Origin of the sequence: Citrobacter sp. C6_1 (assembly GCF_014596835.2) — a bacterium.
GTDB classification, from domain to species: Bacteria; Pseudomonadota; Gammaproteobacteria; order Enterobacterales; family Enterobacteriaceae; genus Citrobacter; species Citrobacter pasteurii.
On the sequence record NZ_CP115031.1, the window covers coordinates 2,893,287 to 2,911,079 of the forward strand.

15 protein-coding genes are annotated in these 17,793 nt (G+C 52.4%); 10 read left to right on the forward strand and 5 right to left on the reverse strand.

Translation table 11 applies throughout. From position 1 onward, the window contains the following. Positions 1–20: 20 nt before the first annotated feature. Positions 21–341 carry an ATP-dependent Clp protease adapter ClpS gene (gene clpS, locus IB196_RS14075; RefSeq protein WP_005128368.1) on the reverse strand — a complete coding sequence of 107 codons (321 nt, stop codon included), beginning with the start codon at positions 339–341 and terminating at the stop codon, positions 21–23. A gap of 322 nt (positions 342–663) precedes the next feature. On the opposite strand from clpS, the gene cspD reads away from it, so the two are divergent. Next, positions 664–888: a cold shock-like protein CspD gene (gene cspD / locus IB196_RS14080; RefSeq protein ID WP_005128369.1), complete on the forward strand. Its 225-nt coding sequence runs from the start codon at positions 664–666 to the stop codon at positions 886–888. A gap of 84 nt (positions 889–972) precedes the next feature. Here the strand turns inward: cspD and macB are convergent, their stop codons facing one another. Together macB and macA are read right to left on the reverse strand one after the other, a co-directional pair. Beyond that, positions 973–2,919, reverse strand: a complete 1,947-nt coding sequence (gene macB / locus IB196_RS14085) for a macrolide ABC transporter ATP-binding protein/permease MacB (RefSeq protein ID WP_005128370.1) — start codon at positions 2,917–2,919, stop codon at positions 973–975. After that, entirely contained in the window at positions 2,916–4,031 is a 1,116-nt protein-coding gene (gene macA / locus IB196_RS14090) for a macrolide transporter subunit MacA (protein WP_040231863.1), read from the reverse strand. The genes macB and macA overlap by 4 nt, the downstream gene beginning before the upstream one ends. Positions 4,032–4,192: 161 nt before the next feature. Here macA and IB196_RS14095 point away from each other — a divergent pair, with 161 nt between their 5' ends. Then, a complete protein-coding gene (locus tag IB196_RS14095) occupies positions 4,193–5,143 on the forward strand; it encodes a VirK/YbjX family protein (RefSeq protein WP_040231861.1) in 951 nt (316 codons plus the stop codon). Here IB196_RS14095 and IB196_RS14100 read toward each other — a convergent pair. After that, positions 5,140–6,798 (reverse strand): ATP-dependent endonuclease, encoded by a 1,659-nt coding sequence (locus IB196_RS14100; RefSeq protein ID WP_005122083.1) that lies wholly within the window; start codon positions 6,796–6,798, stop codon positions 5,140–5,142. The two genes, IB196_RS14095 and IB196_RS14100, sit on opposite strands and share 4 nt — an antisense overlap. Before the next feature lie 362 nt (positions 6,799–7,160). On the opposite strand from IB196_RS14100, the gene aqpZ reads away from it, so the two are divergent. The 4 genes from aqpZ (at position 7,161) to hcr (ending at position 11,686) form a co-directional block, all read left to right on the forward strand. Next, entirely contained in the window at positions 7,161–7,856 is a 696-nt protein-coding gene (gene aqpZ / locus IB196_RS14105; protein WP_005122082.1) for an aquaporin Z, read from the forward strand. 143 nt (positions 7,857–7,999) lie between these two features. After that, a complete protein-coding gene (locus IB196_RS14110; protein WP_005122081.1) occupies positions 8,000–8,899 on the forward strand; it encodes a lysine exporter LysO family protein in 900 nt (299 codons plus the stop codon). A 155-nt stretch (positions 8,900–9,054) separates the two neighbouring features. Continuing rightward, entirely contained in the window at positions 9,055–10,707 is a 1,653-nt protein-coding gene (gene hcp / locus IB196_RS14115; protein WP_005122080.1) for a hydroxylamine reductase, read from the forward strand. A 10-nt stretch (positions 10,708–10,717) separates the two neighbouring features. Next, entirely contained in the window at positions 10,718–11,686 is a 969-nt protein-coding gene (gene hcr / locus IB196_RS14120) for an NADH oxidoreductase (protein ID WP_005122079.1), read from the forward strand. An 87-nt stretch (positions 11,687–11,773) separates the two neighbouring features. Here the strand turns inward: hcr and IB196_RS14125 are convergent, their stop codons facing one another. Next, positions 11,774–12,208: a DoxX family protein gene (locus tag IB196_RS14125; RefSeq protein ID WP_155020890.1), complete on the reverse strand. Its 435-nt coding sequence runs from the start codon at positions 12,206–12,208 to the stop codon at positions 11,774–11,776. A gap of 153 nt (positions 12,209–12,361) precedes the next feature. On the opposite strand from IB196_RS14125, the gene poxB reads away from it, so the two are divergent. The 4 genes from poxB to IB196_RS14145 all read left to right on the forward strand — a co-directional run bounded on the left by poxB (position 12,362) and on the right by IB196_RS14145 (position 17,789). Further along, positions 12,362–14,080, forward strand: coding sequence for a ubiquinone-dependent pyruvate dehydrogenase (gene poxB, locus IB196_RS14130; RefSeq protein WP_005122077.1), 1,719 nt, complete (start codon positions 12,362–12,364; stop codon positions 14,078–14,080). 155 nt (positions 14,081–14,235) lie between these two features. Then, the gene (ltaE, locus tag IB196_RS14135; protein WP_040231858.1) at positions 14,236–15,237 is read left to right on the forward strand and encodes a low-specificity L-threonine aldolase; all 1,002 of its coding nucleotides are present in this window, start codon (positions 14,236–14,238) and stop codon (positions 15,235–15,237) included. A 10-nt stretch (positions 15,238–15,247) separates the two neighbouring features. Then, a complete protein-coding gene (locus tag IB196_RS14140; protein WP_188232515.1) occupies positions 15,248–16,678 on the forward strand; it encodes an SDR family oxidoreductase in 1,431 nt (476 codons plus the stop codon). Between the two features lie 97 nt (positions 16,679–16,775). Continuing rightward, on the forward strand, positions 16,776–17,789 hold the full coding sequence (locus IB196_RS14145) for an NAD(P)-dependent oxidoreductase (RefSeq protein ID WP_188232516.1): 1,014 nt from the start codon (positions 16,776–16,778) through the stop codon (positions 17,787–17,789). Positions 17,790–17,793: the final 4 nt, after the last annotated feature.

The following is a 17,793-nucleotide window of genomic DNA, read 5'->3' on the forward strand; positions in this document are numbered from 1 at the left end:
CCCAATATTTATGCCTGCATTCAGGCTTTTTCCAGCGTACACAGCAACGGATGCTCGTTTTCCCTCGCATATTTGTTCACCATCGCCACTTTGGTTTCAGCAACCTCGGCGGTGAATACGCCGCAGATGGCTTTACCTTGATAGTGAACGGCAAGCATCAGTTGCGTTGCACGTTCTACATCATAAGAAAAGAATTTTTGTAACACGTCAATAACAAACTCCATCGGAGTGTAATCATCATTGACTAATATCACTTTATACATAGATGGCGGTTTTAGCGCGTCGCGCAATTTGTCTTCCGCCAGCTGTTCGAAATCCAGCCAGTCGTTCGTCTTACCCATTGTCAGTCGTCATCTTCAGTTACGGTTACCGGCAGAATAACTTGCCGCTGACAAGAGCCTATGCGCACAATCAATCTACCTCAAGTATTAGATAACTATCATCTATCAGTGCCATCCGCGACATCTGTCACATATCCGACAATAGCGTTAACTGCTTCAAATTTTGATGCATTTTTACCCTATTCCACCTGCCTGGCGCTTGACGCCTCGCCTGATTTCTCTAAATTGTAGTTTCGAGAGTTGGCGAGGTTTTGAACAGCCCCCACTCCGCCACCGGTTCATTCCATCTTACTTATATAAGATTTACGAAGGATGTCGAAGTATGGAAACGGGTACTGTTAAGTGGTTCAACAATGCCAAAGGGTTTGGTTTCATCTGCCCCGAAGGCGGTGGTGAAGATATCTTCGCCCATTACTCCACCATTCAGATGGATGGTTACAGAACGCTAAAAGCCGGACAGTCTGTCCAGTTTGATGTCCACCAGGGGCCAAAAGGCAATCATGCCAGTCTTATCGTGCCCGTCATTGAAGCAGAAGCTGTCGCATAGCTCTTCTGTCTCATTGTGTACATCCCGCAGACAAAATGCCAGCCCCTGAGGCTGGCATTTTTATTTCTTATGCAATACAACGCGTTATTCTCGTGCCAGAGCATCAACGGGATCCAGACGCGCTGCATTACGGGCCGGAAGCCAGCCAAACAAAATTCCGGTGGCGGTTGAACACAGGAAAGCCGTTAGCAGCGCGACAGGAGAGAAACCAATTTCCCACCCGGGCAGGAACAGCTGTAGCGTAAAGGCAATTAACATCGACAAACTGATGCCGAGCGCGCCTCCCACCAGACACACCAGCACTGCCTCAATTAAGAACTGCTGTAATACATCGCTGGCCCGCGCACCTACGGCCATCCGAATACCGATTTCACGCGTACGCTCTGTCACCGATACCAGCATAATGTTCATCACACCGATCCCGCCCACCACCAGCGAAATCACCGCCACCAGCGTAAGAAAGAGCTGTAATGTACGTGTGGTTTTTTCGGCGGTTTTCAAGATGCCATCCATGTTCCAGGTGAAGAAATCTTTTTTGCCATGACGCAGCGATAACAGACGGGTGAGCTGCTGCTCGGCCTGGGCGCTATCAAACCCCTCTTTTACCCGCACGGTAATAGAGTTTAACCACGATTGCCCCATGATCCTCCCTGACATGGTGCTGTATGGCAGCCAGACGCGCAGGATCTTGCTGCTGCCAAACATCGATTGTTTTTCTTCCGCGACGCCAATAACGGTGGCTGGCATATTTCCCACCAGAATAACCTCACCCACCACTTTCGCTTTGCTGGGGAACAACTGACGTCGGGTATTGCTGTCGAGCACCACCACCTGCGCCCTCCCCGCCAGCTGCTCTGCATTAAAGGTGGTGCCCTCACTGAACGTCATGCCATAAACGTTGAAGTAATCACCGCTAACACCGTTTGCGCTGGCGGCGACATCAATATTGCCATAGCGCAGGCGTAGGTTCTTCGATACCGCAGGTGTAACGGAACTGACCCAGGGTTGCTTCTGAATCGCGACTAAATCGTCATACTTCAGCGCCTGCTGATATTGTGGGTCGTCATCACCGAAATCTTTGCCCGGATAGATATCGATAGTATTCGTCCCAATCGCTCGGATGTCTGCCAGCACCAGCTGTTTTGCCGCATCGCCCACTACCACAATCGATACCACCGAAGCGATGCCGATGATAATACCCAGCATGGTGAGCAGTGTACGCATCTTGTTGGCGGCCATGGCCAGCCAGGCCATGGTCAATGCTTCACGAAAACCGCTGACAAACTGGCTCCAGCCAGAAGCCGTCGTCACCGTTGGTTCATCGATATCACGTCCGGCAGCGGGCTTTTGTGGCGGTGGATTACGCACAATCTCGCCATCACGAATTTCAATGACGCGTTCTGCCTGGGCGGCAACCTGGCTGTCGTGCGTGACGATAATCACCGTATGCCCGCGATCGCGTAGCTGATGCAGAATAGCCATCACCTCTTCGCCGGAGTGGCTGTCCAACGCGCCAGTGGGTTCATCGGCCAGAATGACCTGGCCACCGTTCATCAACGCACGCGCAATACTGACACGTTGCTGCTGACCACCAGAAAGCTGGGAAGGCTGATAATCAACCCGGTCACCCAATCCCAGGCGCTGAAGTAATTCCTGAGCACGAGCCAGACGCTGCTTACGTTCAGTCCCGGCATACACCGCCGGGACTTCAACGTTTTGTGCCGCCGTTAAATGTGACAGCAAATGATAACGCTGGAAGATAAAGCCGAAATGCTCACGCCGCAGTTGCGCTAACGCATCGCTATCCAGGGTGGAAACATCCCGCCCCGCAACCCGATAGGTTCCACTGGTCGGCTTGTCCAGGCATCCCAGAATGTTCATCAGCGTCGATTTACCCGAGCCTGACGCCCCGACAATCGCCACCATTTCACCGGCCTGAATGCGTAAGGAAACGTCCTTTAATACCTCGACCTGCCCCTCGCCTGACGGGTAACTACGGCGGATATTGCTCAACTCAAGCAATGCCGTCATTGTGCTACTCCCGCTTTACCCTCACCGGTGATAACTTCATCACCCTCTTCCAGTCCTTTCACAATTTCTACGTCGGTATCATTACGGGCACCGATGACCACTTCGCGCTCGCGAGTTTCACCATTGCGCAGCAGCCTGACGTTATAGCGGTTGTTGCCAATAGGATCGCCCAACGCCGACAGCGGGATCGTCAGTACATTTTTAACGTCTGTGAGCTGGATGTGCACCTGCGCGGTCATATCAAGGCGCAGGATCCCTTTCGGGTTAGGCACCTCGAAGCGGGCGTAGTAGAAAATGGCGTCATTCACCTTCTCAGGCGTCGGAAGTACATCTTTGAGCACGCCTTCATACCGTGTCTGCGGATCGCCCAGCACAGTGAACCAGGCTTTTTGGCCCGGCTGCAGGTGAATAACATCTGCCTCGGAGACCTGCGCTTTTACCAGCATGGTGCTCATATCTGCCAACGTCAAAATGTTGGGCGCCTGCTGGGCGGCAATCACGGTTTGCCCCTGGAGGGTGGTGATTTGCGTCACTTCACCCGCCATTGGCGCGACGATTCGCGTGTAATCGAGGTTCGTTTTTGCTGTATCAAGGGAAGCCTGATTACGCTTAATTTGTGCATCAATAGTGCCAATCTGTGCCTGCTTGACCGCCATTTCGGTCGCTGCCGTGTCGAGATCTTGCTGCGAAACCGCCTGCGTTTTCGCCAGTTGTTGCTGACGAGAAAGCGTTACGCGCGCCAGTTTCCACTCAGCTTCAGCCTGTAAACGCTGAGCCCGCAACTCCATGAGCGTCGCTTCTACTTCTTTGATTTGGTTTTGCGCCTGCTCAGGATCGATAACGCCGAGCAACTGATCTTTTTTAACTTTATCGCCGATGGCTACTGACAGCGTTTTTAACTGCCCACTCACCTGTGCACCAACATCAACTTTGCGTAACGCATCCAGTTTCCCGGTGGCCAGCACACTTTGCTGGAGATCGCCTGGACGTACAATTAACGTTTGATACTGTGGTAGTGGCGCATTAAGCGTTCGCCAAAGTGAAATCATCGCCACAATAATGATGATGGCGAGCAGAAAATAACGTTTTTTAATTTTTCCCTTGAGCTTCATAAATGTCCCAGTGTCCCCCAATACGCCTACCAGAGTGGAGTGATAACCATCAACGATAAATTAACAGACGTTGAAAAGTGCCAAGAATAACAGAGTTATTGATGAACCGTTAAGGTCCACTGTGCTGAAATTGGTATCAGAGTATCTATTGGATTGTTATTATGAGCCAGCTAACAGAAAGCACTTTTCATTCTTCCAGACCCGCCACAAGTTTTAGTCTTTTTTGTCGTCTGACAACCGGACAATGGCGACCAGGTAAATTTTGGCATCAACGAAGCTTTCGCCGTAAGTTTGTATGGCGCTCATTGCTGATGCCACGATTAACACGTGAATGGATGGCTGAGCTGGCGCAATGGCCGGATCTCGAAAAAATTCTCGCGATCCAACCCCGTATACCGGTTCGCCTGCATCGCGCGTATCTCGCAGTAAACCTTGACCGTAAAACAAAACTCGATGCTGTGCGTTTTCATTACAATATTATTCGTAACGCTTTTTCATCGACAGAATTTAATGATTATTTAAGTGCCGATGGGTTACAACTGGCACAAATTGAAGGCAAAGACAGCGCAATATACACCATTATAATGTCATCATTTATTGCCCTGGATAAAGAAGGTGAAAGTACCATTCTTGTCCGTAATAGTGAGGGCGAGACATTAGCAGAAATGACCTTCACCCTGTGCAACTATGAAGGGCGTAGCGCGCTTTTTATTGGCGGTTTGCAGGGGGGTAACCGATTAATGCCGCACGAAGAAATTCAAAAAGCGACAAAATCATGCCATGGTTTGTTTCCTAAACGTATTGTAATGGAAGCTATTTGTCGTTTTGCAGAACAATTGAATATTGAACAAGTACTGGCCGTCAGCAATGACCAGCATATTTTTCGCAGCCAGCGTTACCATGATAAAAACAAGGTTATTCTTTCTGACTACAATTCATTTTGGGAGTCAGTTGGCGGCGAATGTGACAGCAACGGCTACTATCATATTCCGCGTACGCTGGCGCGTAAAAGCGAAGCAGATATTGCCAGTAAGAAGCGCGCGGAATATCGCCGCCGCTATCAGTTACTAGACAGTATCCACTCGCAGTTATCAGTCATGTTCCGCTGCTAATCCGCTCGCCCGCGTGCTAACCACAGCACGCGGGAAAACATTTTCCGCAGCAACGTTGGCACCGCTTCAACACCGCGTCTGCCCGCTTCCATCGCCACTTCAATCGCCAGATCCGGTTTTGACGAGCGATGGATCGCCTTCGCTATAATTTTCCGCATATTCATCGGCACATTTTCCGGTATTTGCGCCACCCGATGAAAAACGTCCGAGAACCCCTGGCGGTACATAAAGTGTTCCATATCCAGCGCAGGTAACATGGTCAAATGCTCGCGTTCTTCCTCTTTGTCATCGTTCAGCAGGCTGCGTACCGTGGCCGCATACTTTTTCCCCGCCTCATCGCCATCGACCAGCACATGCCACTCAATTCCCATCCGGCGGGCAAACTTCACCAGGGGTTTAAGCCCTGACTGGGCAAATTCAATGACTTTAATCCCTTCGGCATCAAAGTGATGCCCACACTGACGAGCCAGCTCGTTAATGACCCATGTTTCTGTTTCTCCCTCCACCAACAGCCAGCAACGGGCAAACAGTGAAGACGCCCGATTAAAACGGATATGGAAGGCAATGCGCCGCCCGTCTTCCGCATTGAGTCCTCCCGGTCCCAGTCGCCAGGCCGCGACGCGGGAAGATTCTCGTACCAGACGGACAACATGTTCAACGGGCGTAAGCGATAACAGTTCACCAGAGTTGGTCGTCGTCACCCGCTGTAGGGGAAGCAGATTCAACAGTTGCCAGGCAACAGACAACATAATGGGGTGTAAGCGCGTTTCAGGATCTTCTACCAGTAGCAATGGACGAGCGTCTTTATCCAGTCTTAGCGACCCTTTGGCCTGTAACAGCGTGGAAAACAGCCCCAGCAGAATCACACGGTGCGTGCGCCCTCCGGGTTTATCAATCATACGGTTGATAATATCCAGATAACGCCAGCTGCGTTGCTCGTTGTTGGAGCGTCGGCGCATCAAACGATAGCGGGACTGACCGGAACCTTGTTCTGAAAAGTAGTGCTCCAGTAGTTGAACCATCGCCGACAGCCCCTGGCGAATCTGCCCATCTGTCAGATTCTGCGGTCGGGTGGCCAACTCACGTGCCATAAAATCCAGTTGACGCGCAGTCACTTCAACATCCGCTGAATCCGGCACAGTTCCATCACGGATTCGCCGCATAAAACGCGCATCACGTAAACGTAATACTGGCATCAAGCGCACCAGATGACGCGCCTGATCGTTAATATTGTCGATGGGTAACGGGTGGCCTTCGCCATCAAGAAAACTGCGTAATGTCAGGACGCTACCGTCGTCAGCACACTCACCTTCCAGCCGATAAAAAATACGGTGATAGTTATCGTGGCACGGCGACCAGCACGCTTCTAACGGGCGATATCGACGCACGCGATGGCGACCCGGTTGAGATTCACGAAATGTCAGGACAATATGCAGGTGATGTTCCCGGCCCTGAATATCACCCGGCGGGAACCAGAAATCTTCGCGGCCAAAGTGGTACAAATCCGACTCTGGCGACAACAGCAGGGTTAACGCATCCAACAGGCTGGACTTACCCCACGCGTTTTCCCCAATCAGCACGTTGTTTTGCTCCAGCATCAACGACAGCCGATTAATACCACGAAACCCAACAATCTCAACGCGTTCGAGAATCATATAGCCTCCGGAAATGCTCACTTTTTCCTTCAAGTTATCAGGAGTATAACGGTAAGCGGGCGCTCAGAACACCCGATATCATCCGCAGATAAATCGAAAGCGTTAAGAATATTCTTCTTATGTTTACCCTTAAATATTATTTCCGAACTCAATCATCGCTTTTTGTTAATTGAACTATGCTTCATTCATCCAATATTCAAAAAGGAATCACAACATATTGCCTTAAATCAAATTTTTTCATCAATTTAACTGGCGAAGGGATGATGTTTTTTTCTAAAATACCCGCTCTTTCATCATCGTCCCTTTTAGCGATGAATTACCGGGCAAGGAACACGAACCCGGAACTTTTAATTGAGGTGGTTATGTTCAGGAAATTAGCAGCCGAATTCTTCGGTACGTTTTGGCTCGTCTTTGGTGGGTGCGGTAGCGCCGTTCTGGCAGCAGCATTCCCGGAGTTGGGTATTGGATTTGCCGGTGTGGCACTGGCGTTTGGTCTGACCGTACTGACAATGGCATTCGCCGTAGGTCATATTTCCGGTGGCCATTTTAACCCTGCAGTGACATTCGGTTTATGGGCAGGTGGTCGCTTCCCGGCGAAAGACGTTATTGGTTATGTTATTGCTCAGGTTGTGGGCGGCATTGTAGCAGCAGCAGTACTTTATCTTATTGCCAGCGGCAAAACCGGTTTTGATGCAGCAGCCAGTGGCTTCGCCTCAAACGGTTACGGTGAGCATTCACCTGGCGGATATTCCATGCTTTCTGCCATCGTAATTGAAATCGTCCTGACCGCAGGTTTCTTATTAGTGATCCACGGTGCGACCGATAAACATGCTCCGGCAGGTTTTGCGCCAATTGCCATCGGTCTTGCATTAACGTTGATTCACCTAATCAGTATCCCGGTCACCAATACATCCGTAAACCCGGCTCGTAGTACTGCGGTTGCTATCTTCCAGGGTGGTTGGGCATTACAACAACTTTGGTTATTCTGGGTTATGCCGATTATCGGCGGGATCGTCGGCGGTCTTATTTACCGCACCCTGCTGGAAAAACGCGATTAATCGCTAACAACAAGGCCTGATGAACTGTCAGGCTTTTTTTTCCTCGCTATATTTCCTTTTATTTGCAACTTTACTCCCCTCTTTGCTTTCAGTAGTGTGTGCAGGCGCATTTCGTCTTACTTCTCAGCAAGGATCGGGGTTTCATGTTCTCAGGGCTGTTAATCATTCTGGTACCTCTTATTGTGGGTTACCTCATTCCGCTTCGACACAGAGCCGCATTAAAACTTATCAATCGGCTGTTGAGTTGGATCGTCTACCTTATTCTCTTTTTTATGGGGATCAGCCTGGCGTTTCTGGATAATCTCGCCAGTAATCTGTTATCCATTCTTTATTATTCTGCCGTCAGTGTGACGGTCATTCTGCTGTGTAATATCGCAGCGCTGCTGTGGCTGGAGCGCTCACTCCCCTGGCGACACAGCCACCAGCAAGAGAAGCTCCCCTCCCGAATAGCAATGGCGCTTGAGTCGCTACAGCTTTGCGGCGTCGTGGTGCTGGGTTTTCTGTTGGGGCTTACCGGATTGTCGATGCTGCAGCACGCGACCGAAGCCAGCGAATATACGCTGATCTTTTTATTATTCCTGGTCGGGATCCAACTGCGAAACAGCGGTATGACATTAAAGCAGATCGTACTGAACCGTCGGGGTATGATTGTTGCCGTGGTCGTGGTGGCCAGTTCTCTGCTGGGCGGCGTCATCAATGCGCTGATCCTCGGCCTGCCGTTGAAAACAGCACTGGCGATGGCATCGGGTTTTGGCTGGTATTCCCTGTCAGGCATTCTGTTGACCGAATCATTCGGTCCAGTAATTGGCAGCGCCGCCTTCTTTAACGACCTGGCGCGTGAGTTGATTGCCATTATGCTGATCCCTGGACTGGTGGTCCGCAGTCGTTCAACCGCATTGGGTCTTTGCGGGGCGACGTCAATGGATTTCACGCTGCCCGTGTTACAACGCAGTGGCGGTCTGGAGATGGTTCCCGCAGCCATTGTGCACGGCTTTATTCTGAGCCTGTTAGTGCCACTGTTAATGGCCTTTTTCTCCGCCTGATACACAGAAAAATACCTCTCTGGCGGTAGTCAGCTACCGCCAAAATTGCGCTAAATCAATCTCCCTGCAAGTTGTAGCAGAAATCCCTTTAATCCCTTCGCGCGCAGGCATAACCTTAAACATGTATATCAAATATAACTTTAAAAGGTGTGACCATGTTTTGTGTGCAATGTGAACAAACCATCCGTACTCCGGCAGGAAACGGCTGCTCTTACGCGCAGGGTATGTGCGGTAAAACAGCGGAAACCTCCGATCTGCAGGATCTGCTGATTGCTTCCCTACAAGGTCTGTCTGCATGGGCTGTTAAAGCGCGTGAATACGGCATCATCGACCATGAAGTTGATAACTTCGCGCCGCGTGCATTCTTCTCCACGCTGACTAACGTGAACTTCGATTCCCCGCGTATTGTTGGCTATGCTCGTGAAGCTATCGCCATGCGCGATGCACTGAAAGCGCAATGCCTGAACATTGATGCTAAGGCAACTGTTGAAAACCCGATGGCCGACCTGCAACTGGTCAGCGACGATCTGGGCGACCTGCAACGTCAGGCCGCTGAATTTACCCCGAATAAAGACAAAGCGACCATCGGCGACAATATCCTCGGCCTGCGTCTGCTGTGTCTGTACGGTCTGAAAGGTGCGGCAGCTTACATGGAGCACGCACACGTTCTCGGCCAGTACGACAACGATATCTACGCTCAGTACCACAAAATCATGGCGTGGCTGGGTACCTGGCCTTCCGATATGAATGCTCTGCTGGAGTGCTCAATGGAAATCGGCCAGATGAACTTTAAAGTGATGAGCATTCTGGATGCCGGTGAAACCACAAAATACGGTCACCCAACCCCGACTCAGGTCAACGTTAAAGCTACCGAAGGTAAATGTATTCTGATCTCCGGTCACGACCTGAAAGATTTGTACAACCTGCTTGAGCAGACTGAAGGCACCGGTGTTAACGTTTATACCCACGGTGAAATGCTGCCTGCACATGGCTACCCGGAACTGCGTAAGTTCAAACATCTGATCGGTAACTACGGCAGCGGCTGGCAGAACCAGCAGGTTGAATTTGCTCGTTTCCCTGGCCCAATCGTCATGACCTCTAACTGCATCATCGACCCAACCGTTGGCGCATATGATGACCGCATCTGGACCCGTAGCATCGTCGGTTGGCCGGGTGTCAGCCACCTCGAAGGTGATGACTTCGGCCCGGTTATTGCTCAGGCGCAGCAGATGGCAGGCTTCCCGTACAGCGAAATTCCTCATCTGATAACCGTCGGTTTCGGTCGTCAGACGCTGCTGGGTGCAGCTGATACCCTGATTGATCTGGTGAGCCGCGAAAAACTACGTCACATCTTCCTGGTTGGCGGTTGTGACGGCGCGCGCGGTGAACGTAACTACTTCACCGATTTCGCCACCAGCGTACCAGACGACTGCCTGATCCTGACTCTGGCCTGTGGTAAATACCGTTTCAACAAACTGGAATTCGGCGATATCGAAGGTCTGCCGCGTCTGGTCGATGCCGGTCAGTGTAACGATGCCTACTCTGCCATTATCCTGGCGGTCACGCTGGCTGAGAAACTGGGTTGTGGCGTGAACGATCTGCCGCTGTCTCTGGTGCTCTCCTGGTTCGAACAGAAAGCGATTGTCATCCTGCTGACCCTGCTGTCTCTGGGTGTGAAAAACATCGTGACCGGCCCAACTGCACCTGGCTTCTTCACACCCGATCTGCTGGCTGTGCTCAACGAGAAATTTGGTCTGCGTTCCGTGACCACCGTTGAAGAAGACATGAAGCAGCTGCTGAGCGCGTAAGGAGTAAAGAATGACAATGCCAACCCATCAGTGCCCATGGCGGATGCAGGTTCATCACATCCATCAGGAAACGCCGGATGTGTGGACAATTTCGTTGCTATGCCACGACTATTATCCCTATCGTGCCGGGCAGTATGCACTGGTCAGCGTTCGTAACTCAGCGGATACGCTGCGTGCTTACACTATCTCTTCAACGCCGGGCGTAAGCGAGTACATCACGCTGACCATCCGCCGCATTGACGACGGTGCAGGTTCTCAGTGGTTAACCCGTGACGTGAAGCGTGGCGACTACATCTGGCTGTCCAATGCCATGGGTGAATTTACCTGTGAAGATAAAGCAGAAGACAAGTTCCTGATGCTGGCTGCCGGCTGTGGCGTAACGCCAATCATGTCGATGCGTCGCTGGTTGGCGAAGTACCGTCCACAAGCCGACGTGCAGGTGATTTTCAACGTTCGCTCGCCAGAAGATGTCATCTTTGCCAATGAATGGCGTGAGTATCCAGTGACATTAGTTGCTGAAAACAATGCCACTCAGGGTTTTGTTTCCGGCCGACTGACCACCGAACTGCTGAAGAACGTCCCGGATCTGACCTCACGTACCGTGATGACCTGTGGCCCGGCTCCGTATATGGACCTGGTCGAAAAAGAAGTGAAAGCGCTTGGCGTAACACGCTTCTTTAAAGAGCAGTTCTTCACTCCAGTAGCCGAAGCGGCAACCAGCGGCCTGAAGTTCACCAAGCTGCAACCCGCACAAGAGTTCTATGCGCCGGTTGGCACGACGCTACTGGAAGCACTGGAAAGCAATAAGGTTCCGGTCGTTGCCGCCTGTCGCGCAGGCGTGTGCGGTTGCTGCAAAACCAAAGTGGTTGATGGTAACTACACGGTCAGCAGCACCATGACGCTAACCGATGCGGAAATTGCGGAAGGTTACGTTCTGGCTTGTTCCTGTCATCCGCAGGGTGATCTGGTTCTTGCGTAAAGAGTCATTGCCGGATGGCATACTTATCCGGCCTACAACAATCATTGTAGGCCGGACGAAGTATTAATACCGTCATCCGATCATTTATCACCGCCAGGCTGAATTGCCGCCCAGAGCATATTTTCCTGCGCCCAGGCACGCCACCGCCATCGCGCCAACAAAAAAGTACACCAGACTCTCAATCGCCCAGGCACCGGTTTTGTCCAGAGACCAGGTTTCTCCCATCCCGACCATCAGCCACGCCACAATCATTGTAAACGCCAGCCCTAATGCCGCCGGGCGCGTCAGGATGCCTAGAATAATCAGACACGGCGCTACAACCTCTCCCAGCAGAACGCCGTACGCAATAAAGCCCGGGAAACCTTTCGCTATCAGCATGCCGCTGATGCCATCAATACCCGCGAACAGTTTATGCAGTCCATGAAACAGCATCAGTCCACCGACAGCAAGGCGTAACAAAAACTTGCCAAAATCTTCGTGCGTCAGCGTCCGGTTAACTGCATTTAATAGTTTTGTAACCATTTGAATTCATTCCTTGTTTTACCATGTCTTCTGCCAAGCTACGCTTTATCTTCGTGAAATGTAAGCTGCCGAAAATAAGGGGGTAATGAGAAGCATAACTATTATCTTCATCTAAACTTGTAACCGGTATCACATTAAAGGAGATGGAGAACCATGAAACAAACGGTTGCCGCTTTTATTGCTAAAACCCTTGAACAAGCTGGCGTTAAACGTATTTGGGGTGTGACCGGCGACTCGCTGAATGGCCTCAGCGATAGTCTGAATCGTATGGGAACGATTGACTGGATGCCAACCCGCCATGAAGAGGTTGCCGCCTTCGCCGCGGGCGCTGAAGCGCAGTTGACGGGCGAACTGGCGGTCTGTGCAGGCTCGTGTGGACCAGGCAACTTGCACCTGATTAACGGCCTGTTTGATTGCCATCGCAACCACGTCCCGGTGCTGGCGATTGCCGCGCATATTCCATCCAGTGAAATAGGCAGTGGTTATTTTCAGGAGACCCACCCGCAAGAGTTGTTCCGTGAATGTAGCCACTATTGCGAGCTGGTCTCCAGCCCTGAACAGATCCCCCAGGTGCTGGCTATAGCTATGCGTAAAGCGGTGCTCAACCGTGGCGTCTCCGTGGTGGTATTACCCGGCGACGTGGCGCTGAAGCCCGCCCCTGAAAGCGCCAGTACGCACTGGTATCATGCGCCGCTCCCGGTAGTCACCCCGGAAGAAGAAGAGCTGAGAAAACTGGCGCAACTGCTGCGCTACTCCAGCAACATCGCCCTGATGTGCGGCAGCGGCTGCGCCGGTGCGCATAAAGAGCTGGTTGAGTTTGCGGCTAAAATCAAAGCCCCGATCGTGCACGCCCTGCGCGGGAAAGAGCATGTTGAGTACGACAACCCGTACGACGTGGGCATGACCGGGTTAATTGGCTTTTCATCCGGCTTCCATACCATGATGAATGCCGACACGCTGGTTTTGCTCGGCACCCAGTTCCCCTATCGCCCGTTTTACCCCACAGATGCCAAAATTATTCAGATTGATATCAATCCCGCAAGCATTGGCGCGCACAGTAAAGTTGATATGGCGCTGGTAGGCGATATTAAATCCACCCTCCGCGCCCTGCTGCCGTTGGTGGAAGAAAAAACCGAGCGGCAGTTCCTGGATAAAGCGCTGGAACACTATCGCGAAGCGCGTAAAGGGCTGGATGATTTAGCCAAACCCAGTGATAAAGCCATTCACCCGCAGTATCTCGCACAGCAAATCAGCCACTTTGCCGCTGACGACGCCATCTTCACCTGTGACGTCGGCACACCAACAGTATGGGCCGCACGCTATCTGAAAATGAACGGTAAACGCCGCCTGCTAGGGTCGTTTAACCACGGCTCAATGGCCAATGCCATGCCGCAGGCGCTCGGTGCGCAGGCGACTGAACCAGGTCGTCAGGTCGTCGCGATGTGCGGCGATGGCGGCTTCAGCATGCTGATGGGTGATTTTCTGTCGGTTGTGCAAATGAAGTTGCCGGTGAAGATTATTGTCTTCAACAACAGCGTGCTGGGATTTGTGGCGATGGAGATGAAGGCGGGGGGTTATCTGACCGACGGCACCGAACTACACGACACCAACTTCGCACGTATTGCCGAAGCCTGTGGTATTACCGGCATCCGCGTAGAGAAATCCTCTGAGGTCGATGAGGCCTTGCAACGCGCCATGTCAATCGATGGTCCGGTGCTGGTCGATGTCGTTGTGGCGAAAGAAGAGCTGGCCATTCCACCACAAATAAAACTCGAACAAGCGAAGGGATTTAGCCTGTATATGCTGCGCGCGATCATCAGTGGACGCGGTGATGAAGTGATCGAACTGGCGAAAACTAACTGGCTCAGGTAAAACATCCTTATTAAACCACACACAAAATCATTCATGATGCATCAAGGCGGCAAGCCCGAAAATCCCCAGGAGCATAGGAATACTATGTGACTGGGGTTTGAGGGTGAGGCCAACGCCGAGGCAGCTTGAAGGATGAAGTGTAATAAGGAGATACCATGATTGATTTACGCAGTGATACCGTCACCCGACCCAGTCGCGCCATGCTCGAAGAGATGATGGCCGCCCCGGTCGGGGACGACGTTTACGGAGATGACCCTACCGTTAACGCCCTTCAGCAATACGCCGCAGAACTTTCTGGTAAAGAAGCGGCTATTTTCCTGCCTACCGGCACTCAGGCTAATCTGGTTGCGTTACTCAGCCATTGCCAGCGTGGCGAGGAATATATCGCCGGTCAGGGTGCTCATAACTACTTATATGAAGCTGGCGGCGCCGCGGTGCTCGGGAGTATCCAACCGCAACCCATCGATGCCGCGCCGGATGGCTCCCTGCCGCTGGACAAAGTGGCTGCAAAAATCAAAGCAGACGATATCCATTTTGCCCGCACCCGTCTGCTCAGTCTGGAAAACACACACAACGGTAAAGTGTTGCCACGTGAGTACCTGAAAGAGGCCTGGGAATTCACCCGTGAGCGCAACCTTGCCCTGCACGTTGATGGTGCACGTATTTTCAACGCCATCGTCGCCTATGGCTGTGAGTTAAAAGACGTTACTCAATACTGCGACTCGTTCACCATTTGTCTTTCCAAAGGTCTGGGAACGCCGGTAGGCTCGCTGCTGGTCGGCAGCCACGAGTATATCAAGCGCGCCATTCGCTGGCGCAAAATGGCTGGTGGCGGAATGCGCCAGGCGGGTATTCTGGCGGCGGCCGGACTGTATGCGCTAAAAAATAACGTCGCACGTTTGCAGGAAGACCATGACAACGCGGCATGGATGGCTGAACAGCTGCGCGAAGCAGGGGCGGACGTCATGCGCCACGACACCAACATGCTGTTTGTTCGCGTTGGCGAAGAGCACGCTGCCGCGCTGGGCGAATACATGAAAGCGCAAGGCGTGCTGATTAACGCCTCGCCGATTGTACGTCTGGTGATGCATCTGGACGTATCGCGTGAACAACTTGCTGAAGTCGTCGCCCACTGGCGCGCTTTTTTAACCCGTTAAGGAGATGGGCGTGCCGCAACGGATTTTGGTTCTTGGCGCCAGTGGCTACATTGGTCAGCATCTGGTACAGGCGCTCAGCCAGCAAGGGCATCAGGTGCTGGCTGCGGCACGCCGCATTGAACGGCTGGAAAAGCAGCAACTGACCAACGTCAGTTGCCATAAGGTCGATTTAAACTGGCCAGATAACCTTACGCCGTTGCTGACCGGCGTTGATACGGTTTATTACCTGGTCCATGGCATGGGGGAAGGCGGTGATTTTATCGCCCACGAACGCCAGGTGGCGATGAACGTACGCGATGCGCTGCGTAATACACCGGTCAAACAGCTTATTTTCCTGAGCTCATTACAGGCTCCCCGGCATGAACAATCCGATCATCTGCGTGCGCGGCAAATAACCGCAGACACTCTGCGTGAATCAGGCGTGCCGATGACGGAATTGCGCGCGGGTATTATCGTGGGGGCAGGTTCCGCTGCCTTTGAAGTGATGCGCGACATGGTCTACAACCTGCCGGTACTCACCCCTCCGCGCTGGGTGCGTTCGCATACCACACCTATCGCGCTGGAGAATTTAATGTATTACCTGGTGGCGCTGTTGGATCATCCCACACAACATAACCGCGTACTCGAAGCCGCCGGCCCGCAGGTGTTGAGCTATCAGGAGCAGTTCGAACATTTTATGGCGGTCAGCGGTAAACATCGCCTGCTCATCCCCATTCCCTTTCCTACCCGCTGGATTTCAGTCTGGTTTTTAAACGTCATTACGTCGGTGCCGCCTACCACTGCCAAAGCGCTGATCCAGGGCCTGAAACACGACCTGTTGGCCGATGATACCGAATTACGTGCGCTGATCCCGCAAAAGCTGATTGCCTTTGATGACGCGGTGCGCAGCACGTTGAAGGAAGAAGAAAAACTGGTTAACTCCAGCGACTGGGGTTACGACGCGCAGGCGTTTGCCCGCTGGCGTCCTGAATATGGCTATTTTGCCAAACAGGCCGGTTTTAGCGTCGAAACCTCCGCCAGCCGGAAAGCGTTGTGGCAGGTCGTGAACCGGCTCGGGGGTAAAGAAGGCTACTTCTTTGGCAACATTTTGTGGAAAACACGTGCGGCGTTAGATCTGCTGGTTGGCCATAAGCTGGCGAAAGGTCGGCCAGAACGCTCTCTGTTGCAGGTTGGCGATACCGTTGATAGCTGGAAAGTTATCATTGTTGAACCCGAGAAACAGCTGACGCTGCTGTTTGGGATGAAAGCGCCTGGTTTGGGTCGCCTGAGCTTCACGCTGGAAGATAAAGGCGATCACCGACGCATTGATGTACGCGCCTGGTGGCATCCGCACGGCATGCCCGGTCTTTTCTATTGGCTGTTGATGATCCCGGCGCACTTGTTCATTTTCAGAGGGATGGCGAAGCGTATTGCCAGACTTGCAGAACAAATCACAGACTAATGCGAAAAAGAGACTGTATTCTTTCATGTTTCCCATTGCATACAGACGTAATTCACGGAAGAATGCGCACGACGTTTTTTAAACACAGTGGATTGATATGAAGGTACTGGTTACCGGAGCCACCAGCGGCTTAGGCCGAAACGCGGTTGAGTTTTTATGCAGCAGAGGCGTCAGCGTCAGAGCGACCGGTCGCAACGAAGCGATGGGCAAGCTGCTGGAAAAAATGGGCGCAGAATTTGTGCATGCCGATCTGACCGAGCTGGTTTCTTCGCAGGCAAAAGTGATGCTTGCCGGCATCGACACGCTGTGGCACTGCTCCAGTTTTACCTCACCGTGGGGAACTCAGGAAGCCTTCGATCTGGCCAACGTTCGCGCAACTCGCCGTCTGGGCGAGTGGGCCGTGGCCTGGGGCGTGCGTAACTTCATTCATATATCCTCTCCATCACTGTATTTTGACTATCACCACCATCGTGATATCAAAGAGGACTTCCGCCCACACCGCTTCGCCAATGAATTTGCCCGCAGCAAAGCGGCTGGCGAAGACGTGATCGCGTTGCTGGCACAGGCCAACCCGCAGACCCGTTTTACGGTATTGCGTCCGCAAAGCCTGTTCGGACCACACGATAAGGTCTTTATCCCGCGCCTGGCCCATATGATGTACCACTATGGCAGCATCCTGTTGCCGCACGGCGGAAGTGCGCTGGTAGATATGACCTATTACGAGAACGCAGTGCATGCGATGTGGCTGGCAAGCCAGCACGCCTGCGATAAGCTGCCGTCAGGTCGCGCGTACAACATCACCAACGGCGAGCATCGCACCCTGCGCAGCATTGTGCAGAAGCTCATCGACGAGTTGAATATTGATTGTCGGATCCGCTCCGTTCCCTACCCGATGCTGGACATGATTGCCCGCAGCATGGAGCGTTTGGGCAATAAATCGGCGAAAGAGCCAAAACTTACGCACTACGGCGTTTCGAAGCTGAATTTTGATTTTACGCTGGATACCACCCGCGCTCAGGAAGAATTAGGTTATCAGCCCGTTGTGACGCTGGATGCAGGGATTGAACGTACCGCGGCCTGGCTGCGCGACCACGGTAAGCTGCCGCGTTAACCAT

Bases quoted from the DNA above. Each gene is read 5' to 3' on its own strand.
- clpS (WP_005128368.1), bottom strand. From the start codon at position 341: ATGGGTAAGACGAACGACTGGCTGGATTTCGAACAGCTGGCGGAAGAC.
- cspD (WP_005128369.1), top strand. From the start codon at position 664: ATGGAAACGGGTACTGTTAAGTGGTTCAACAATGCCAAAGGGTTTGGT.
- macB (WP_005128370.1), bottom strand. From the start codon at position 2,919: ATGACGGCATTGCTTGAGTTGAGCAATATCCGCCGTAGTTACCCGTCA.
- macA (WP_040231863.1), bottom strand. From the start codon at position 4,031: ATGAAGCTCAAGGGAAAAATTAAAAAACGTTATTTTCTGCTCGCCATC.
- IB196_RS14095 (WP_040231861.1), top strand. From the start codon at position 4,193: ATGAGCCAGCTAACAGAAAGCACTTTTCATTCTTCCAGACCCGCCACA.
- IB196_RS14100 (WP_005122083.1), bottom strand. From the start codon at position 6,798: ATGATTCTCGAACGCGTTGAGATTGTTGGGTTTCGTGGTATTAATCGG.
- aqpZ (WP_005122082.1), top strand. From the start codon at position 7,161: ATGTTCAGGAAATTAGCAGCCGAATTCTTCGGTACGTTTTGGCTCGTC.
- IB196_RS14110 (WP_005122081.1), top strand. From the start codon at position 8,000: ATGTTCTCAGGGCTGTTAATCATTCTGGTACCTCTTATTGTGGGTTAC.
- hcp (WP_005122080.1), top strand. From the start codon at position 9,055: ATGTTTTGTGTGCAATGTGAACAAACCATCCGTACTCCGGCAGGAAAC.
- hcr (WP_005122079.1), top strand. From the start codon at position 10,718: ATGACAATGCCAACCCATCAGTGCCCATGGCGGATGCAGGTTCATCAC.
- IB196_RS14125 (WP_155020890.1), bottom strand. From the start codon at position 12,208: ATGGTTACAAAACTATTAAATGCAGTTAACCGGACGCTGACGCACGAA.
- poxB (WP_005122077.1), top strand. From the start codon at position 12,362: ATGAAACAAACGGTTGCCGCTTTTATTGCTAAAACCCTTGAACAAGCT.
- ltaE (WP_040231858.1), top strand. From the start codon at position 14,236: ATGATTGATTTACGCAGTGATACCGTCACCCGACCCAGTCGCGCCATG.
- IB196_RS14145 (WP_188232516.1), top strand. From the start codon at position 16,776: ATGAAGGTACTGGTTACCGGAGCCACCAGCGGCTTAGGCCGAAACGCG.